This window comes from Klebsiella sp. K5-204 (assembly GCF_030128585.1).
Lineage (GTDB): Bacteria > Pseudomonadota > Gammaproteobacteria > Enterobacterales > Enterobacteriaceae > Klebsiella > Klebsiella quasipneumoniae.
The window spans coordinates 325,433-341,045 of the sequence record NZ_JAKUZS010000004.1 but is presented as its reverse complement, the minus strand read 5'-3'; the positions used below and the strand labels follow the sequence as shown (position 1 = coordinate 341,045).

Sequence of the window (15,613 nt, the reverse complement as noted above, 5' to 3'; positions counted from 1 at the left end):
TGCGCATAATCATACGGATTACTTATACTTTCCGGCGCAATATTGATCCAGGTTACTCCGAAAGTATGATGAATCACTAAAATCGTCATACTTTCCTGTCGCTGAGAACGCCGTCTTGTCTATTTTCCGCCTCACTCTGCTGGCGCTGGTCGCCTGCGCCCCTCTGCTGGCTCAGGCCGCGCAGCACTCGCTTACTACCGCCTGGCCGGTGAACGTCGGCCCGCTGAATCCGCATCTCTATACGCCCAACCAGATGTTTGCCCAAAGCATGGTCTATGAACCGCTGGTGAAGTATCAGGCTGACGGCAGCGTGCAGCCCTGGCTGGCGACCCGCTGGCGCCACTCCGCCGATGGTAAAACCTGGTGGTTTACCCTGCGCGAGGATGTGACCTTCTCCAACGGCGAACCCTTTAACGCCCAGGCCGCGGCGGCTAATTTCCAGGCGGTGCTCGCCAACCGCCAACGCCACGCCTGGCTTGAGCTCGCCAATCAGATAACCGACGTGCGGGCGCTCAGCGCCAGCGAGCTGCAGCTCACTCTGAAAAGCGCCTACGCCCCCTTACTCCAAGAGCTGGCCCTGCCGCGCCCGTTCCGCTTTATCGCCCCCTCGCAGTTTATCGATGACGGCACCGCCAACGGCATCAAAGCCCCGATCGGCACCGGGCCGTGGCGACTGGCGAGTTCGCAGCTCAATCAGCGCGACGTGCTGGTACGCAACGAACGCTACTGGGGTAATAAACCCGCGCTACAGCAAATCACCATCAAAGTGATCCCCGACGCCACCAGCCGCGCGGTGGCGTTCGAAACCGGGGAAATCGACATGCTCTACGGCGACGAGGGGCTGCTGCCGCTGGATACCTTCGAACGCTTTCGTCATCACCCCGGCTACGCGGCTCGTCTCTCCGCCCCGGCGGAGACGGTGATGCTGGCGCTGAACGCCAGCCAGGGCCCGACCCGCGAGCAGGCGGTGCGCGAGGCGCTCAACTACGCCGTCGACAAGCAGACCCTCGTCGATAGCGTGCTCTACGGCACCCAGCAGGTTGCCGACACCCTGTTTGCGCCCTCGGTCCCCTACGCCCCGCAGGATCTGACGCCGCGCCGTTACGACCCGGCAAAAGCCCGCGCCCTGCTGGCGCAGGCCGGCTGGCAGCAACCGGAAGGCCAGCCCTGGCGACAAAAGGCCGGGCAACCGCTGGCGATTGAGCTGGCGTTTATCGGCACCGACGCGCTGGCTAAATCGATGGCCGAAATTATTCAGGCCAATCTGCGGGAGGTCGGCGTCCGCGTCACCCTGGTGGGCGAGGAGGAGAGCAGCATCTATGCGCGCCAGCGCGAAGGGCGGTTCGGCATGATCTTCAATCGCACCTGGGGCGCGCCCTACGATCCGCATGCCTTTTTAAGCTCGATGCGCGTGCCCTCCCATGCCGATTATCAGGCCCAGCGCGGCCTGCCCGACAAGGCGCTGATTGATAAAGAGATTAGCGAGGTGCTGACCACCAGCGACGAGGCGCAGCGGAAACGGCTGTACCACGATGTGCTGAGCCGCCTGCATCAGGACGCGGTGTACCTGCCCATCAGCTATGTCTCGCTGATGTCGGTTGCGCGCCGGGAAGTCGGGGAGATCCCGTTCGCGCCGGTGAGCACCGAGATCCCTTTCGACCAGATTAAACCGGTAACGCCATAATGCTACGCTATATTTTACGCCGCCTGCTGCTGCTGATCCCGCTGCTGCTCGCCGCCTCCGCCATCATCTTTCTGCTGCTGCGGCTCGGCACCGGCGACCCGGCGCTGGATTATTTACGCCTGTCAAACCTGCCGCCCACTGAAGAGATGGTCGCCTCGACCCGCGAACTGCTGGGGCTCAACCAGCCGCTGGCGATGCAGTATCTGCACTGGCTGTGGCGGGCGCTGCACCTGGACTTTGGCCTCTCCTATGCCACCCGGCGCCCGGTGCTGGATGACCTGCTGCACTTCCTGCCGGCCACCCTGCTGCTCACCGGCGCGGCGCTGGCGCTGATCCTCGTCACCTCGCTGCCGCTGGGGATCTGGGCGGCGCGCCATCGCGATCGCCTGCCGGACTTTGCTGTGCGGCTGATTGCCTTCCTCGGCGTGTCGATGCCGAACTTCTGGCTGGCCTTTCTGCTGGTGATGCTTTTTTCCGTGCATCTGCAGTGGCTTCCGGCGATGGGGTACGGCGACTGGCAGCACCTGATATTGCCCGCCGTCTCCATCGCCTTTATGTCGCTGGCGATCAACGCCCGTCTGCTGCGCGCCAGCATGCTGGAGGTCTCCAGCCAGCGTCACGTGGTGTGGGCGCGGCTGCGCGGCTTGAGCGCGCGCCAGGTGGAGCGGCGGCATATCCTGCGCAACGCCACCCTGCCGGTGGTGACCGCCATGGGCATGCACATTGGCGAGCTGATCGGCGGCACCATGATTATTGAAAATATCTTTGCCTGGCCGGGGGTCGGCCGCTACGCGGTTTCCGCGATCTTCAATCGCGATTACCCGGTGATTCAGTGCTTTACGCTGATGATGGTCACGGTGTTCGTGCTGGCTAACCTGGCGGTGGATGTGCTCAACGCGGCGCTCGACCCGCGCCTGCGCCGCCATGAGGAGGTGAGCGTATGAGATGGCTGCGAAACTTCCGCTGGCCGGTGAAACTGGCCCTGCTGGTTATTGCGCTGCTGGCGGTCATCGCCATCGGCAGCGGCTGGTGGCTCCCCTCGGATCCGGCGGCGATTAACCTGCAGCAGCGACTGCTGCCGCCAGGGGCAGCGCACTGGCTGGGGACCGATCATCTAGGACGGGATATTTTCTCGCGCCTGCTGGCCGCCACCCGCGTCTCGCTGGGGGCGGTAATGGCCTGCCTGCTGCTGGTGCTGCTGATCGGTCTGGCGGTTGGCGGCAGCGCCGGGCTGCTGGGCGGCCGCGCTGACCGCGGCCTGATGCGCCTCGCCGAACTGTTTATGACCTTTCCAACCTCGATCCTGTCGTTCTTTATGGTGGGGGTGCTCGGCACCGGGCTGACCAACGTGATCCTCGCCATTGCGCTATCGCACTGGGCCTGGTACGCCAGAATGGTGCGTAATCTGGTGGTCTCCCTGCGCCAGCGCGAATTTATCCTCGCCGCCCGCCTGAGCGGCGCCAGCCAGTGGCGGCTGTTCAGCGACCATCTGGCAGGGGCGGTGATCCCCTCGCTGCTGGTGCTCGCCTCACTGGATATCGGCCATATGATGCTTCACGTGGCCGGTATGTCGTTCCTTGGCCTCGGCGTCAGCGCGCCGACGGCGGAATGGGGGGTGATGATCAACGACGCCCGGCAGTATATCTGGACCCAGCCGCTGCAGATGGTCTGGCCGGGGCTGGCGCTGTTCATCAGCGTGATGGCCTTTAACCTGCTGGGCGACGCGCTGCGCGATCGCCTCGATCCTCACCTGATCGCGGAGCATAGCCACTGATGCCGCAAAAGATCCAACTGCAACAGATCGCCCTTGCCGCCGACCGCCCGCTGGTCAGCGACGTCTCTCTTACCCTGCGCCGCGGCAAGGTGCTGGCGCTGCTCGGCAGCAGCGGCAGCGGGAAATCGCTTACCTGCGCCGCCGCGCTGGGCCTGCTGCCGCCCGGCGTCAGCCAGACCGCCGGCCGGGTGTTGCTTGACGGCATGCCGGTGCACGGCGAACAGCTGCGCGGCGCGACTATCGCCACCATCATGCAGAACCCACGCAGCGCCTTTAATCCGCTGCATACCATGGCCGCCCACGCTCGGGAAACTTGCCGGGCGGCGGGCCGCGAAGCGAATGACGCCGCCCTGCTGGCGGTGATGGAAGAGGTGGGTCTGGATAATCCGCGCTCGCTGCTCAGCCGCTATCCCTTCGAGATGAGCGGCGGCATGCTGCAGCGGATGATGATCGCCCTCGCCCTGCTCAGCCGCGCGCCCTTTATCATCGCCGACGAGCCGACCACCGACCTCGATGCCATCGCCCAGGCGCGGATCCTCGATCTGCTGGCGGATATCGTCGCCAGCCGCGGTCTGGGGCTGCTGCTGGTAACGCATGACATGGGCGTTGTGGCGCGGCTGGCGGATGACGTGATGGTCATGGAGAACGGTCGCCTCGTTGAACAGTGCGATGTAAACACGCTGTTCAGCGCCCCACAGCACCCGCTGAGCCAGCGCCTGCTGGCGGCGCATCTGGCGCTGTACGGACTGGAGAAAACAGCATGAATTTACTCAGCGTCAACGGGGTGAGCCACAATTACCCCCACCACGGCAGGGTCCTGCACGAGATCCAACTCGCCATCGCCCCCGGCGAAACGGTGGCCCTGCTCGGGCGCAGCGGCTGCGGCAAGAGCACCCTGGCGCGGATGCTGGTGGGCCTGGAAACGCCGCAGCACGGCGATATTGTCTGGCGCGGCACACCGCTGACCGCCCTGAAGGGCGAGGCCGTCGGCGCCTTCCGCCGTGATATTCAGCTGGTGTTTCAGGACGCCTTCAGCGCGGTGAATCCGCGCAAAACGGTGCGCGAGATCGTCAGCGAGCCGCTGCGCCATCTGTTCCGCTTGTCGCGCGAGGAACGCGCATGGCGGGTGGAAGAGATGCTGCACGCGGTCGACCTTTCCACGACGCTGCTCGATAAACGCCCGGCACAGCTCAGCGGCGGACAGCTGCAGCGCGTCTGCCTGGCTCGCGCCCTGGCGGTGCGGCCGCAGCTGTTGATCCTGGATGAAGCGGTCTCGAATCTCGATCTGCTGCTGCAGGCGGAGATTATCGCCCTGCTGAAGCGCCTGCAGGCCCGGTTTGGCACCGCCTGCCTGTTCATTACCCACGACCTGCGGCTGGTGGAGCGCTTTTGCCAGCGGGTGCTGGTGATGGAGCACGGACGCATCGTCGAAACCGCAACGGTCAGTCTACCGCTGCGCCTGCGCTCCCCTGCCGGACAGACGCTCCAGCAGGCGGTGCTGCCACCTTTTCCTGCCACTCTGCTCAACGAGGCCATGCCATGCAGCGCGTAACCCTGACCCTTGATGATGACCTGCTGGCCGCTCTCGATGCGCTCAGCGCCCGCCGCGGCTACCACAACCGTTCGGAGGCGGTACGCGATATTCTGCGCGACGCCCTCAACCAGGATCCCGCGCCGTCGGAGCCGCGGCGCGGTTATGCCGTCCTGTCATATGTCTACGAGCATGAAAAACGCGAACTGGCGAGCCGGCTGGTGGCCACCCAGCATCATCATCACGATCTCTCCGTCGCCACGCTGCATGTGCATATCAGCCATGACGACTGCCTGGAGATTGCGGTGCTGAAGGGAGACATGGCCGAGGTGCAGCATTTTGCCGACGACGTGATTGCCCAGCGCGGTGTGCGCCATGGGCATTTGCAGTGTTTAGCGGATGATTAACTATTTGAAAATGAGTGGGTGGTTTATCAACAGTTGATAAACCACCTAAACTATACGCTTTGTGAATTATCCCTCTTCGCCAATAATGGCGCCTCATTTAACGATCTCGTTATGGCGAGGCTCCTGCATAAATACAAGTTACCGCCCTGTTGGTATCGAGAGAGACCACTCAGGGAAATACAGGCTTCCATCGAATCAAGGTGTTGCCAAGGTAACTTCTGTCGGTCATGACCGTACAGATACGTTATGCAGTGCTAAAACCAGGACGTAGGGATCTGCCTGCGCTAACCCTGTCTTGTTCGCCCCTATGAGTGATTTTTTATAGGGATTTTAATCATGTCTTCCATTCAACTCTGCGCCGCCCATCAGGCGACCTCTGGCTTCGACGGCGATGCCATCGCCCAGTACATGCGTACCGACTTTATTACGCTGCAGGAACATCTCAGCGTCCATGAGGCGCGGGAGCACTTTATCTCACAGCTCACCAGCGATGATATTCCCGGCCAGGTGTTTGTGGTCGCCGGCAAGAAGCTGCGCGGCAGCCTGTCGGTCAAAAAGCTACTGCAGGAAGGGGATGTCGGGCAGTCTATCCGCTACCTGATGGACAGCTGCCTGTTCCGCGTCAAACCTGACGATGAACGCCCGCAGGTGATAGCCGAGCTCAACGAGCGCGGCCTCGACCTGGTTCCCGTCGTCGATAAAGGCGAGCTGGTCGGCTGCCTGATGGAAAAGGAGATCGCCCATCTGCTGGAGGATGACGTCACCGAGGACGCCCAGCTGCAGGGGGCGACCCTGCCGCTGGAAAAACCGTATCTGGACATCAGCCCCTGGACGCTGTGGAAGAAACGCTCGGTGTGGCTGCTGCTGCTGTTCGTGGCCGAAGCCTACACCAGCAGCGTGCTGCAGCATTTTGAAGAGGCGCTGGAATCGGCCATCGCGCTGGCCTTCTTTATTCCGCTGCTCATCGGTACCGGCGGCAACAGCGGAACGCAGATCACCTCGACGCTGGTGCGCTCGATGGCGCTGGGAGAAGTACGGCTGCGAGATATGGGGCGGGTGATCCGCAAAGAGGTATCGACCTCGTTTCTGATTGCCTTAACGCTGGGGCTGGCGGGCTGCCTGCGCGCCTGGATGATGGGCATCGGCATGGAAATCACGCTGATCGTCAGCCTGACGCTGGTATGCATTACCCTGTGGAGCGCGATTGTCTCGTCGGTCATCCCGATGGTGCTTAAACGGATCGGCATCGACCCGGCGGTGGTTTCCGCGCCGTTTATCGCCACGCTGATCGATGGCACCGGACTGATCATCTATTTCAAAATCGCCCAGTATTTTCTTGGGTTGAACTAACCTACACGCCCGGGCGCCGAATGCCCGGGCCCTTAGTTTAAGCGTCCACCAGCGCCTGCGCGCAGGCCCAGGCGCTTGACCACGCCCACTGGAAGTTATACCCGCCGAGCCAGCCGGTGACGTCCATCACTTCGCCGATAAAGTAGAGGCCCGGCGCCTTGCGCGCCTCCATAGTACGCGACGAGAGCTCATTGGTGTCCACGCCGCCGAGGGTCACCTCCGCCGTCCGGTAGCCTTCGGTGCCGTTCGGCTGCACGCGCCAGGCGGTCAGCGTCTCCACCAGCGCCTGCTGGTCGCGAACGTTCAGCTGCTTCAGCGTGACATCAGGAATTTGCCCCAGCTGCTGCAGGCACTCCACCAGCCGCTTCGGCAACTGCATCGCGAGGGTGTTTTTCAGGCTCTGGTTGGGATGCGCGCCGCGCTGCTCGTTAAGGAAGTCTTCAAGATTGCAGTCCGGCAGCAGATTCACGGTGACGAACTCGCCGGGCTGCCAGTAGCTGGAAATTTGTAGCACCGCCGGTCCGGAAAGGCCGCGATGGGTGAACAGCAGATTTTCGCGGAACAGGGTGCCGTTCTCGGCGGTGATGGTCGACGGCACCGAGACGCCGGAGAGAACCTGCAGCTGCTCAAGCAGCGGCTTGTGCAGGGTAAACGGCACCAGACCCGCACGGGTCGGCAGCACCTTCAGGCCGAACTGTTCGGCGATTTTATAGCCGAACGGCGAGGCGCCAAGGCCCGGCATCGACAAGCCGCCGGAGGCGATCACCAGCTTTTTGGTCGCCAGCGTTTCGCCGTTCACCTGGAGCCGGTAACCTTGCTCGTCGCGCTCGACGCTGAGGATTTCGCTGCGCAGGCGGATCTGCACGCCGCCCTTTTCGCATTCCGCCAGCAACAGATTGACGATCTGTTCCGCCGAATCATCGCAAAACAGCTGACCGAGGGTTTTCTCATGCCAGGCGATGCCATATTTGCCGACCAGCTCGATAAAGTCCCACTGGGTGTAGCGCGCCAGGGCAGATTTGCAAAAATGCGGGTTTTGGCTCAAATAGGCCGCCGGCTCAACATACATATTGGTAAAGTTGCAGCGACCGCCGCCGGACATCAGAATTTTTCGCCCCGGCTTTTTGCCGTTGTCGAGCAGCAGAACGCGACAGCCGAGCTGCCCCGCCTGCGCTGCGCAAAACATTCCCGCCGCTCCGGCGCCAACGACAATGGCATCAAACCTTTCCACAGCGCATTCCTCGTTCCCCAATTGTCGGGTTTTGTAAATATTTCACTCTGGTCACACCAGCGGGAAAAATCCCGCATTAGATACATCATTGAAAGATATAGGATTACTCCCAACAGGGTAAAACCTAAACAGGAAGAAAATCAAAAAAAGTCTATATTTCACTTTGCCCGCGCCGCTAAAGTCACTGATAATGCGCCGCGTTCATGTCCTCAAAATGGCGTAACGTCCTATGCTACATTTATTTGCCGGTCTGGATTTACATACCGGACTATTATTATTGCTTGCTTTAGCTTTTGTACTGTTTTACGAAGCGATTAACGGTTTCCATGATACCGCAAACGCGGTGGCTACGGTTATCTACACTCGCGCTATGCGCTCACAGCTCGCTGTGGCGATGGCGGCGCTCTTCAACTTCTTCGGCGTTCTGCTGGGGGGTCTCAGCGTAGCCTATGCCATCGTGCATATGCTGCCGACCGATCTGCTGCTTAACATGGGTTCCGCACATGGCCTCGCCATGGTGTTCTCTATGCTGCTGGCGGCGATCATCTGGAACCTCGGTACCTGGTACTTCGGCCTGCCGGCATCCAGTTCCCATACGCTGATCGGCGCTATCATCGGGATCGGTCTCACCAATGCCTTAATGACCGGTACGTCGGTCGTTGACGCGCTGAATATCCCGAAAGTCATCGGCATTTTTGGATCGCTGATTATCTCGCCTATCGTCGGCCTGGTGATCGCGGGCGGCCTGATTTTCCTGCTGCGTCGCTACTGGAGCGGCACCAAGAAACGGGCGCGTATCCACCTGACCCCAGCGGAGCGTGAAAAGAAAGACGGCAAGAAAAAGCCGCCGTTCTGGACCCGTATCGCCCTGATCCTGTCCGCTATCGGCGTGTCGTTCTCTCACGGCGCTAACGATGGACAGAAAGGCATTGGTCTGGTGATGCTGGTCCTGATCGGCGTCGCCCCGGCGGGCTTCGTGGTGAATATGAACGCCTCCGGTTACGAAATCACCCGTACCCGCGATGCGGTCAACAACGTGGAAACCTTCTTCCAGCAGCGCCCTGACCTGCTGAAGAAAGCCACCGGCGTTGACCAGCTGGTTCCCTCTCCGGACACCAATACCGCGGCCAACGGCGAGTTTCATTGTCATCCGGCGAACACCATCAACGCCCTTGACCGCGTGAAGACCATGCTGACCGGCGTTGAGAACTACGAGTCGCTAAAACCGGAACAGCGCGGCCAGCTGCGTCGCATCATGCTCTGCATCTCCGACACTACCGACAAAGTGGCGAAACTGCCGGACGTGAGCGCTGACGACCAGCGTCTGCTGAAGAAACTGAAAACCGATATGCTGAGCACCATCGAGTACGCGCCAATCTGGATTATCATGGCGGTCGCGCTGGCGCTGGGTATTGGCACCATGATCGGCTGGCGCCGCGTGGCGACCACTATCGGTGAGAAGATTGGTAAGAAGGGCATGACCTACGCCCAGGGGATGTCGGCGCAGATGACCGCGGCGGTGTCTATCGGTCTGGCGAGCTACACCGGGATGCCGGTCTCCACCACCCACGTACTCTCCTCCTCGGTAGCGGGGACGATGCTGGTGGATGGCGGTGGTCTGCAGAAAAAGACGGTGACGAGCATTCTGATGGCCTGGGTACTGACCCTGCCGGCAGCGATTATCCTTTCAGGCGTCCTTTACTGGCTCTCCCTGAAGCTGATTTAAGCGCTATTCGTTCAAAACGGGCCAGCTTGCTGGCCCGTTTTTTTATCCCGAAGATGCCGTCAGTGCCAGATCATCAACGCAATCAAGCTCACCACCACCAGGCCGCACAGGGCGCTGGTCAGAATAAACTGGCGACGAACACGTTCGCAGCGACGAATAAATTCATCGTCATGATGGTCACGGTAGCGCTGGGCATAGATATACCACACCAGGCGCATCTGTTTGCTGGGCTGCCCGTGCGAGGTAAAAAAGCCGCCGCCATCGACGTACTGATAGAGCAAGGGATCGCAACCACGTAGCACAACCAATAATGCACGCAACGATGAGAAGTAGCGTGCCATATTCACCACACAAACGACACACAGGGCCCAAAACAGCGCAATAGTGCTGATCATACCTCCTCCCCGGCGACCCGCCCACGGAGAAACCCTCCGCGGCTACCGCTCCCCAAATAACCGACGACAATACCGTAAAGAGTGCGATTCCGATCACATTTATTTTTCCGACCGGCTCATTAAATAGTGTAGGAGATCCATTAATTTTTTTACCACAAGGTTATTCGTTATCAATACGTAAGACGGATAAATTTGTTTAACTTTTAGGTGAACCCAGTGCATTGACGGAGTGCGGGGGGCGCTATAAGGTAAGAAATATCTTCTACAATGAAGTCCTTAAAGGCTACCCTCCCGCGAATGTAGCACGCAGGACGCGGGCGAAACGGCAGCGCCAGCTGTCAGGTCCAATGGTCATCGACAAACTTATGGAAGGAGTAACACTATGGCTTACAAACATATTCTGATTGCAGTAGACCTGTCCCCGGAGAGTAAAGTACTGGTTGAAAAAGCCGTTTCTATGGCCCGCCCGTATAACGCGAAAGTCTCCCTGATCCACGTGGATGTGAATTACTCCAACCTCTACACCGGGCTGATTGACGTGAACCTCGGCGACATGCAAAAACGCATCTCCGAAGAGACCCATCACGCGCTGACCGAGCTCTCGACCAACGCCGGCTACCCGATCACCGAGACCCTGAGCGGCAGCGGCGACCTGGGCCAGGTGCTGGTCGATGCGATTAAAAAATATGATATGGACCTGGTGGTCTGCGGCCACCATCAGGACTTCTGGAGCAAGCTGATGTCCTCTGCCCGTCAGCTGATCAACACCGTCCATGTCGACATGCTGATTGTCCCGCTACGCGACGAAGAAGACGAATAACCGTCCCGTTGTGTCATGCCAGACGCCCGCCGCTGCGGGCGTTTTTATTTTCGCTTCCGCCTCGCCAGACAATAGAGCTTAACTCCATAAAAAAGCCATTCAATTAGTGTGATCAACCAGTTATTCACTAAAACATCTATATAATAATCTATTCAATAAGCCAATAACCGCAGCATGGCGAGTTATCAGACATTTTCGGCGCGTTCTGGCATACGCGTTCATACTTTTTGGGAAAGTAATACAAGGCGAAGGAATATGAATACAACTGCACCTACGGGCTTGCTGCAGCAACCTCGTCCGTTCTTTATGATCTTCTTTGTGGAGCTCTGGGAACGTTTTGGCTATTACGGCGTTCAGGGGATCCTGGCGGTCTTCTTTGTTAAACAGTTGGGCTTCTCTCAGGAACAGGCCTTTATCACCTTCGGCGCCTTCGCGGCGCTGGTTTACGGGCTGATCTCCATCGGCGGCTACGTGGGCGACCATCTGCTGGGGACCAAACGCACGCTGGTGCTCGGCGCGATTGTGCTGGCCATCGGCTACTTTATGACCGGGATGTCGCTGCTGAAACCGCAGCTGATCTTTATCGCCCTCGGCACCATCGCCGTCGGCAACGGTTTGTTTAAAGCCAACCCGGCGAGCCTGCTGTCAAAATGCTATCCGCCGAAGGATGCCCGTCTCGACGGGGCGTTTACCCTGTTTTATATGTCGATAAACATCGGTTCGCTGCTGTCGCTGTCGCTGGCGCCGGTGATCGCGGAAAAGTTTGGCTACGCGGTGACCTATAACCTGTGCGGCGCGGGGCTGATTATCGCGCTGCTGGTCTACCTCGCCTGCCGCGGGATGGTGAAAGAGATTGGTTCCGAGCCCGATCATCGCCCCCTCTGCCTGCGCAATCTGGCGCTGGTGCTGGCCGGTACGGTGGTGATGATTTTTCTCTGCGCCTGGCTGATGCATAACGTGATGATCGCCAACCTGGTGCTGATTGTCCTGTCGGTCGTGGTCATTGCGTTCTTTTTCCGCGAGGCGTTTCGCCTTGATAAAACCGGGCGCAACAAAATGTTCGTCGCCTTTATCCTGATGATCGAGGCGGTGCTGTTTTACATTCTCTACGCCCAGATGCCGACCTCGCTGAACTTCTTCGCCATCAATAACGTCCATCATCAGATCCTGGGTTTTACCATCAACCCGGTCAGTTTCCAGGCCCTGAACCCCTTCTGGGTGGTGGTGGCCAGCCCGGTGCTGGCGGCGATCTACACCCATCTCGGCCACAAGGGTAAAGACCTGACCATGCCGGTGAAATTTACCCTCGGGATGTTCCTCTGCGCGCTGGGCTTCCTTACCGCCGCGGCCGCCGGGATGTGGTTCGCCGACGCCCAGGGATTAACCTCGCCGTGGTTTATTGTGCTGGTTTATCTGTTCCAGAGCCTGGGCGAGTTGCTGATCAGCGCCCTGGGGCTGGCGATGGTCGCCGCGCTGGTGCCGCAGCATCTGATGGGCTTTATTCTGGGGATGTGGTTCCTGACCCAGGCCGCCGCGTTCCTGCTCGGCGGCTATGTGGCTACCTTCACCGCGGTGCCGGAAAATATCACCGACCCGCTGCAGACGCTGCCCGTTTACACCAGCGTGTTCAGTAAAATTGGCCTGGTGACCCTGGGGGTCACGGTAGTGATGGCGCTGATGGTGCCGTGGCTGAACCGGATGATTAATACCCCGGCCAGCGCCGAGTAACCGTTTAAGATGGCCGATCCGCACTGGCGCCGTTTGTTCAAATATTACGGTTCCCGGCTTGCGCTACGCTGAGCCGGGCTACAATGCGGTAGCCCGGATAAGGCGCGTTGCGCCGCTATCCGGGAGATACCACCACGGCGTAATATTACGCCGGCGTGCCGGCGTAAATATCAAACCGATGCCCTTTGGTCACCACCGCGTTCGGCGTGGCGACTTCCGCCAGCGGCGGCGCGTAATCCGGGCGCTTCACCACCACCCGTTTGGTCGCCAGCTGGCGCGCCGGGGCCAGCAGGCCATCGGCGTCTAAATCGGGCCCCACCAGCGACTGAAAGACGCGCATCTCTTTCTTCACCAGCGCGCTTTTCTGCTTATGCGGGAACATCGGGTCGAGGTAGACCACCTGCGGACGCGGGGTAATATCGGTCAGCGCCGTCAGGCTGGAGGCGTGGATCAGCTGCAGCCGCTCCTGCAGCCAGCCGCCGATTTCCGCATCGGCATAGCCGCGGGCCAGGCCATCATCGAGCAGCGCGGCGACCACTGGATTACGCTCCAGCATCCGCACGCGACAGCCGACCGACGCCAGCACAAAGGCGTCACGCCCCAATCCGGCAGTGGCATCGACGACATCCGGCAGATAATCGCCTTTAATACCGACCGCTTTGGCCACCGCTTCACCGCGGCCGCCGCCAAACTTGCGCCGGTGGGCCATCGCCCCGCCGACGAAATCGACGAAGATACCGCCGAGTTTGGGCTCATCGCGCTTACGCAGCTCCAGATGCTCAGCGGTCAGCACCAGCGCCATCAGATTATCGTCATCCTGCTCCAGCCCCCAGCGGGCGGCTAAAACAGATAAGGCGCCGTCTCCGGCGCCCGTTTCATCAATTAAGCAGATCTTCACCGCAGACTTAACCCTTGATCCCGTAATGCTCCAGCATCGCATCCAGCTGCGGCTCGCGCCCGCGGAAGCGTTTGAACAGCACCATCGGCTCTTCAGAACCGCCGCGGCTCAGGATGTTATCGAGGAACGACTGACCGGTTTCACGGTTGAAGATCCCCTCTTCTTCGAAGCGTGAGAAGGCGTCTGCCGCCAGCACGTCAGCCCACAGGTAGCTGTAGTAACCCGCCGCGTAACCGCCGGCGAAGATATGGCTGAAGGCGTGCGGGAAGCGGCCCCAGGTTGGGCCCGGCACCACGGCGACCTGCTTTTTAATCTCCGCGAGGGTCTCAAGGATTTTCGCCCCCTGCTCCGGCTTGTACTCCGCGTGCAGGCGGAAATCGAACAGGCCGAACTCCAGCTGGCGCAGAATAAACATCGCCGCCTGGTAGTTTTTCGCCGCCAGCATTTTCTCCAGCAGCGCCTGCGGCAGCGGTTCACCGGTTTCATAATGACCGGAGATAAAGGCCAGCGCTTCCGGCTCCCAGCACCAGTTTTCCATAAACTGGCTCGGCAGCTCGACCGCATCCCACGGCACTCCGCTGATGCCGGAAACCCCGGCGGTATCGATGCGGGTCAGCATGTGGTGCAGACCGTGGCCGAACTCGTGGAACAGAGTGATCACTTCGTCGTGGGTGAACAGCGCCGGTTTGCCGTTGACCGGACGGTTGAAGTTACAGGTCAGGTAGGCGACCGGCTTCTGCAGGGAACCATCCAGCTTACGCATCTGGCCGACGCAGTCGTCCATCCACGCCCCGCCGCGCTTGTGCTCGCGGGCATACAGGTCGAGATAGAAGCTGCCGCGCAGCTCGTTGTGTTCGTCATACAGCTCGAAGAAGCGCACTTCCGGATGCCACACGTCGACATCGGTACGCTCTTTGGCGGTAATGCCGTAAATGCGCTTCACCACTTCGAACAGACCGTTAACGGCTTTGTTTTCCGGGAAATAGGGGCGCAGCTGCTCATCGCTGATGCTGTAGAGATGCTGTTTCTGTTTTTCGCTGTAGTAAGCGATGTCCCACGGCTGCAGCTCTTCGACGCCGAACTCGGCTTTAGCGAAAGCGCGCAGCTGGGCCAGCTCTTTTTCGCCCTGCGGACGGGCGCGTTTTGCCAGGTCGGTGAGGAAGTCGAGCACCTGCTGCGGATCCTCCGCCATTTTGGTGGCGAGGGATTTAAAAGCGTAGCTGTCAAAGCCCAGCAGCTGCGCCAGCTCGTGGCGCAGGGCGAGGATCTCCGCCATCACCGGGCTGTTATCCCATTTACCGGCGTTTGGCCCCTGGTCGGAGGCGCGCGTGGAGTAGGCGCGGTACATCTCTTCGCGCAGCGCCTGGTTGTCGCAGTAGGTCATCACCGGCAGGTAGCTCGGGATATCCAGGGTCAGCAGATACCCTTCCTGCTCTTTGGCCTGGGCCTGCGCCTGAGCGGCGGCCAGCGCGCTTTCCGGCATACCGGCCAGATCGGCGACGTCGGTCACCAGCTTGTTCCAGCCCATGGTGGCGTCAAGGACGTTGTTGCTGTACTGGTTGCCCAGCTCAGAGAGGCGCGCGGCGATTTCACCGTAGCGTTTCTGCGCCTCCGGCGGCAGGCCAATACCGGATAATTCGAAATCGCGCAGCGCGTTATCCACCGCTTTTTTCTGCGCGGTATTCAGCGTGGCGTAGTTATCGCCATCGCGCAGATCGCGGTAGGCTTTATACAGGCCTTCATGCTGGCCGACCCAGGTGCTGTACTCGGAGAGCAGCGGCAGCGTCTGTTCGTAGGCCTCACGCAGTTCCGGGCTGTTTTTTACCGAATTGAGATGGCTGACAGGCGAGAAGATGCGTCCCAGCACATCGTCCACTTCCGCCAGCGGCTGGCAAAGATTTTCCCAGCTATACGGCGCGCCGTGCGCCACTGCGCTTTCCACCGCGGCCCGGCAATCCTCCAGCGCTTTGGTGACCGCTGGGACCACGTGCTCTGGTTTGATCGCAGAAAAAGGCGGCAGGGAAAAAGGCGTCAGTAATGGATTGGTCATATGCGCTGTCCTGTTGAAA

At 60.2% G+C, this 15,613-nt stretch carries 14 protein-coding genes and 1 riboswitch; of the genes, 10 read left to right on the top strand and 4 right to left on the bottom strand.

Annotation, left to right across the window (positions count from 1 at the left end; genetic code table 11):
- The first annotated feature begins 115 nt into the window (after window positions 1-115).
- The 7 genes from nikA (at window position 116) to MKR05_RS13090 (ending at window position 6,746) form a co-directional block, all read left to right on the top strand.
- Window positions 116-1,684, top strand: a complete 1,569-nt coding sequence (gene nikA, locus MKR05_RS13120) for a nickel ABC transporter substrate-binding protein (protein WP_048298536.1) — start codon at window positions 116-118, stop codon at window positions 1,682-1,684.
- Complete coding sequence (nikB, locus tag MKR05_RS13115) at window positions 1,684-2,628, top strand: nickel ABC transporter permease subunit NikB (protein WP_023291267.1); 945 nt, start codon at window positions 1,684-1,686, stop codon at window positions 2,626-2,628. Before nikA ends, nikB begins: the two co-directional genes overlap by 1 nt.
- Window positions 2,625-3,458, top strand: coding sequence for a nickel ABC transporter permease subunit NikC (gene nikC, locus MKR05_RS13110; RefSeq protein WP_048298537.1), 834 nt, complete (start codon window positions 2,625-2,627; stop codon window positions 3,456-3,458). Before nikB ends, nikC begins: the two co-directional genes overlap by 4 nt.
- Window positions 3,458-4,222, top strand: coding sequence for a nickel import ATP-binding protein NikD (nikD, locus tag MKR05_RS13105; protein ID WP_044524994.1), 765 nt, complete (start codon window positions 3,458-3,460; stop codon window positions 4,220-4,222). The genes nikC and nikD overlap by 1 nt, the downstream gene beginning before the upstream one ends.
- Complete coding sequence (gene nikE / locus MKR05_RS13100) at window positions 4,219-5,010, top strand: nickel import ATP-binding protein NikE (RefSeq protein WP_044524995.1); 792 nt, start codon at window positions 4,219-4,221, stop codon at window positions 5,008-5,010. The genes nikD and nikE overlap by 4 nt, the downstream gene beginning before the upstream one ends.
- Entirely contained in the window at window positions 4,998-5,396 is a 399-nt protein-coding gene (nikR, locus tag MKR05_RS13095) for a nickel-responsive transcriptional regulator NikR (RefSeq protein ID WP_023291271.1), read from the top strand. The genes nikE and nikR overlap by 13 nt, the downstream gene beginning before the upstream one ends.
- A gap of 98 nt (window positions 5,397-5,494) precedes the next feature.
- A riboswitch (M-box (ykoK) riboswitch) is annotated at window positions 5,495-5,676 on the top strand.
- Window positions 5,677-5,732: 56 nt separating this feature from the next.
- Complete coding sequence (locus MKR05_RS13090; RefSeq protein WP_023291272.1) at window positions 5,733-6,746, top strand: magnesium transporter; 1,014 nt, start codon at window positions 5,733-5,735, stop codon at window positions 6,744-6,746.
- A gap of 37 nt (window positions 6,747-6,783) precedes the next feature.
- On the opposite strand, the gene MKR05_RS13085 is transcribed toward MKR05_RS13090, so the two are convergent.
- A complete protein-coding gene (locus tag MKR05_RS13085) occupies window positions 6,784-7,977 on the bottom strand; it encodes an NAD(P)/FAD-dependent oxidoreductase (RefSeq protein ID WP_032454294.1) in 1,194 nt (397 codons plus the stop codon).
- Window positions 7,978-8,206: 229 nt separating this feature from the next.
- Here MKR05_RS13085 and pitA point away from each other — a divergent pair, with 229 nt between their 5' ends.
- Entirely contained in the window at window positions 8,207-9,703 is a 1,497-nt protein-coding gene (gene pitA, locus MKR05_RS13080; RefSeq protein WP_004204940.1) for an inorganic phosphate transporter PitA, read from the top strand.
- Between the two features lie 59 nt (window positions 9,704-9,762).
- Here pitA and uspB read toward each other — a convergent pair whose 3' ends face one another.
- Window positions 9,763-10,098, bottom strand: coding sequence for a universal stress protein UspB (gene uspB, locus MKR05_RS13075; RefSeq protein WP_002921203.1), 336 nt, complete (start codon window positions 10,096-10,098; stop codon window positions 9,763-9,765).
- A 382-nt stretch (window positions 10,099-10,480) separates the two neighbouring features.
- Between uspB and uspA the strand changes: the two genes are divergently transcribed.
- Complete coding sequence (gene uspA, locus MKR05_RS13070; protein ID WP_284118601.1) at window positions 10,481-10,918, top strand: universal stress protein UspA; 438 nt, start codon at window positions 10,481-10,483, stop codon at window positions 10,916-10,918.
- Between the two features lie 255 nt (window positions 10,919-11,173).
- Window positions 11,174-12,646 carry a dipeptide/tripeptide permease DtpB gene (gene dtpB, locus MKR05_RS13065; protein ID WP_044524998.1) on the top strand — a complete coding sequence of 491 codons (1,473 nt, stop codon included), beginning with the start codon at window positions 11,174-11,176 and terminating at the stop codon, window positions 12,644-12,646.
- A 145-nt stretch (window positions 12,647-12,791) separates the two neighbouring features.
- Here the strand turns inward: dtpB and rsmJ are convergent, their stop codons facing one another.
- Together rsmJ and prlC are read right to left on the bottom strand one after the other, a co-directional pair.
- Window positions 12,792-13,544, bottom strand: coding sequence for a 16S rRNA (guanine(1516)-N(2))-methyltransferase RsmJ (gene rsmJ, locus MKR05_RS13060; protein ID WP_032429010.1), 753 nt, complete (start codon window positions 13,542-13,544; stop codon window positions 12,792-12,794).
- A gap of 7 nt (window positions 13,545-13,551) precedes the next feature.
- Window positions 13,552-15,594 carry an oligopeptidase A gene (prlC, locus tag MKR05_RS13055; protein ID WP_023291276.1) on the bottom strand — a complete coding sequence of 681 codons (2,043 nt, stop codon included), beginning with the start codon at window positions 15,592-15,594 and terminating at the stop codon, window positions 13,552-13,554.
- Window positions 15,595-15,613: the final 19 nt, after the last annotated feature.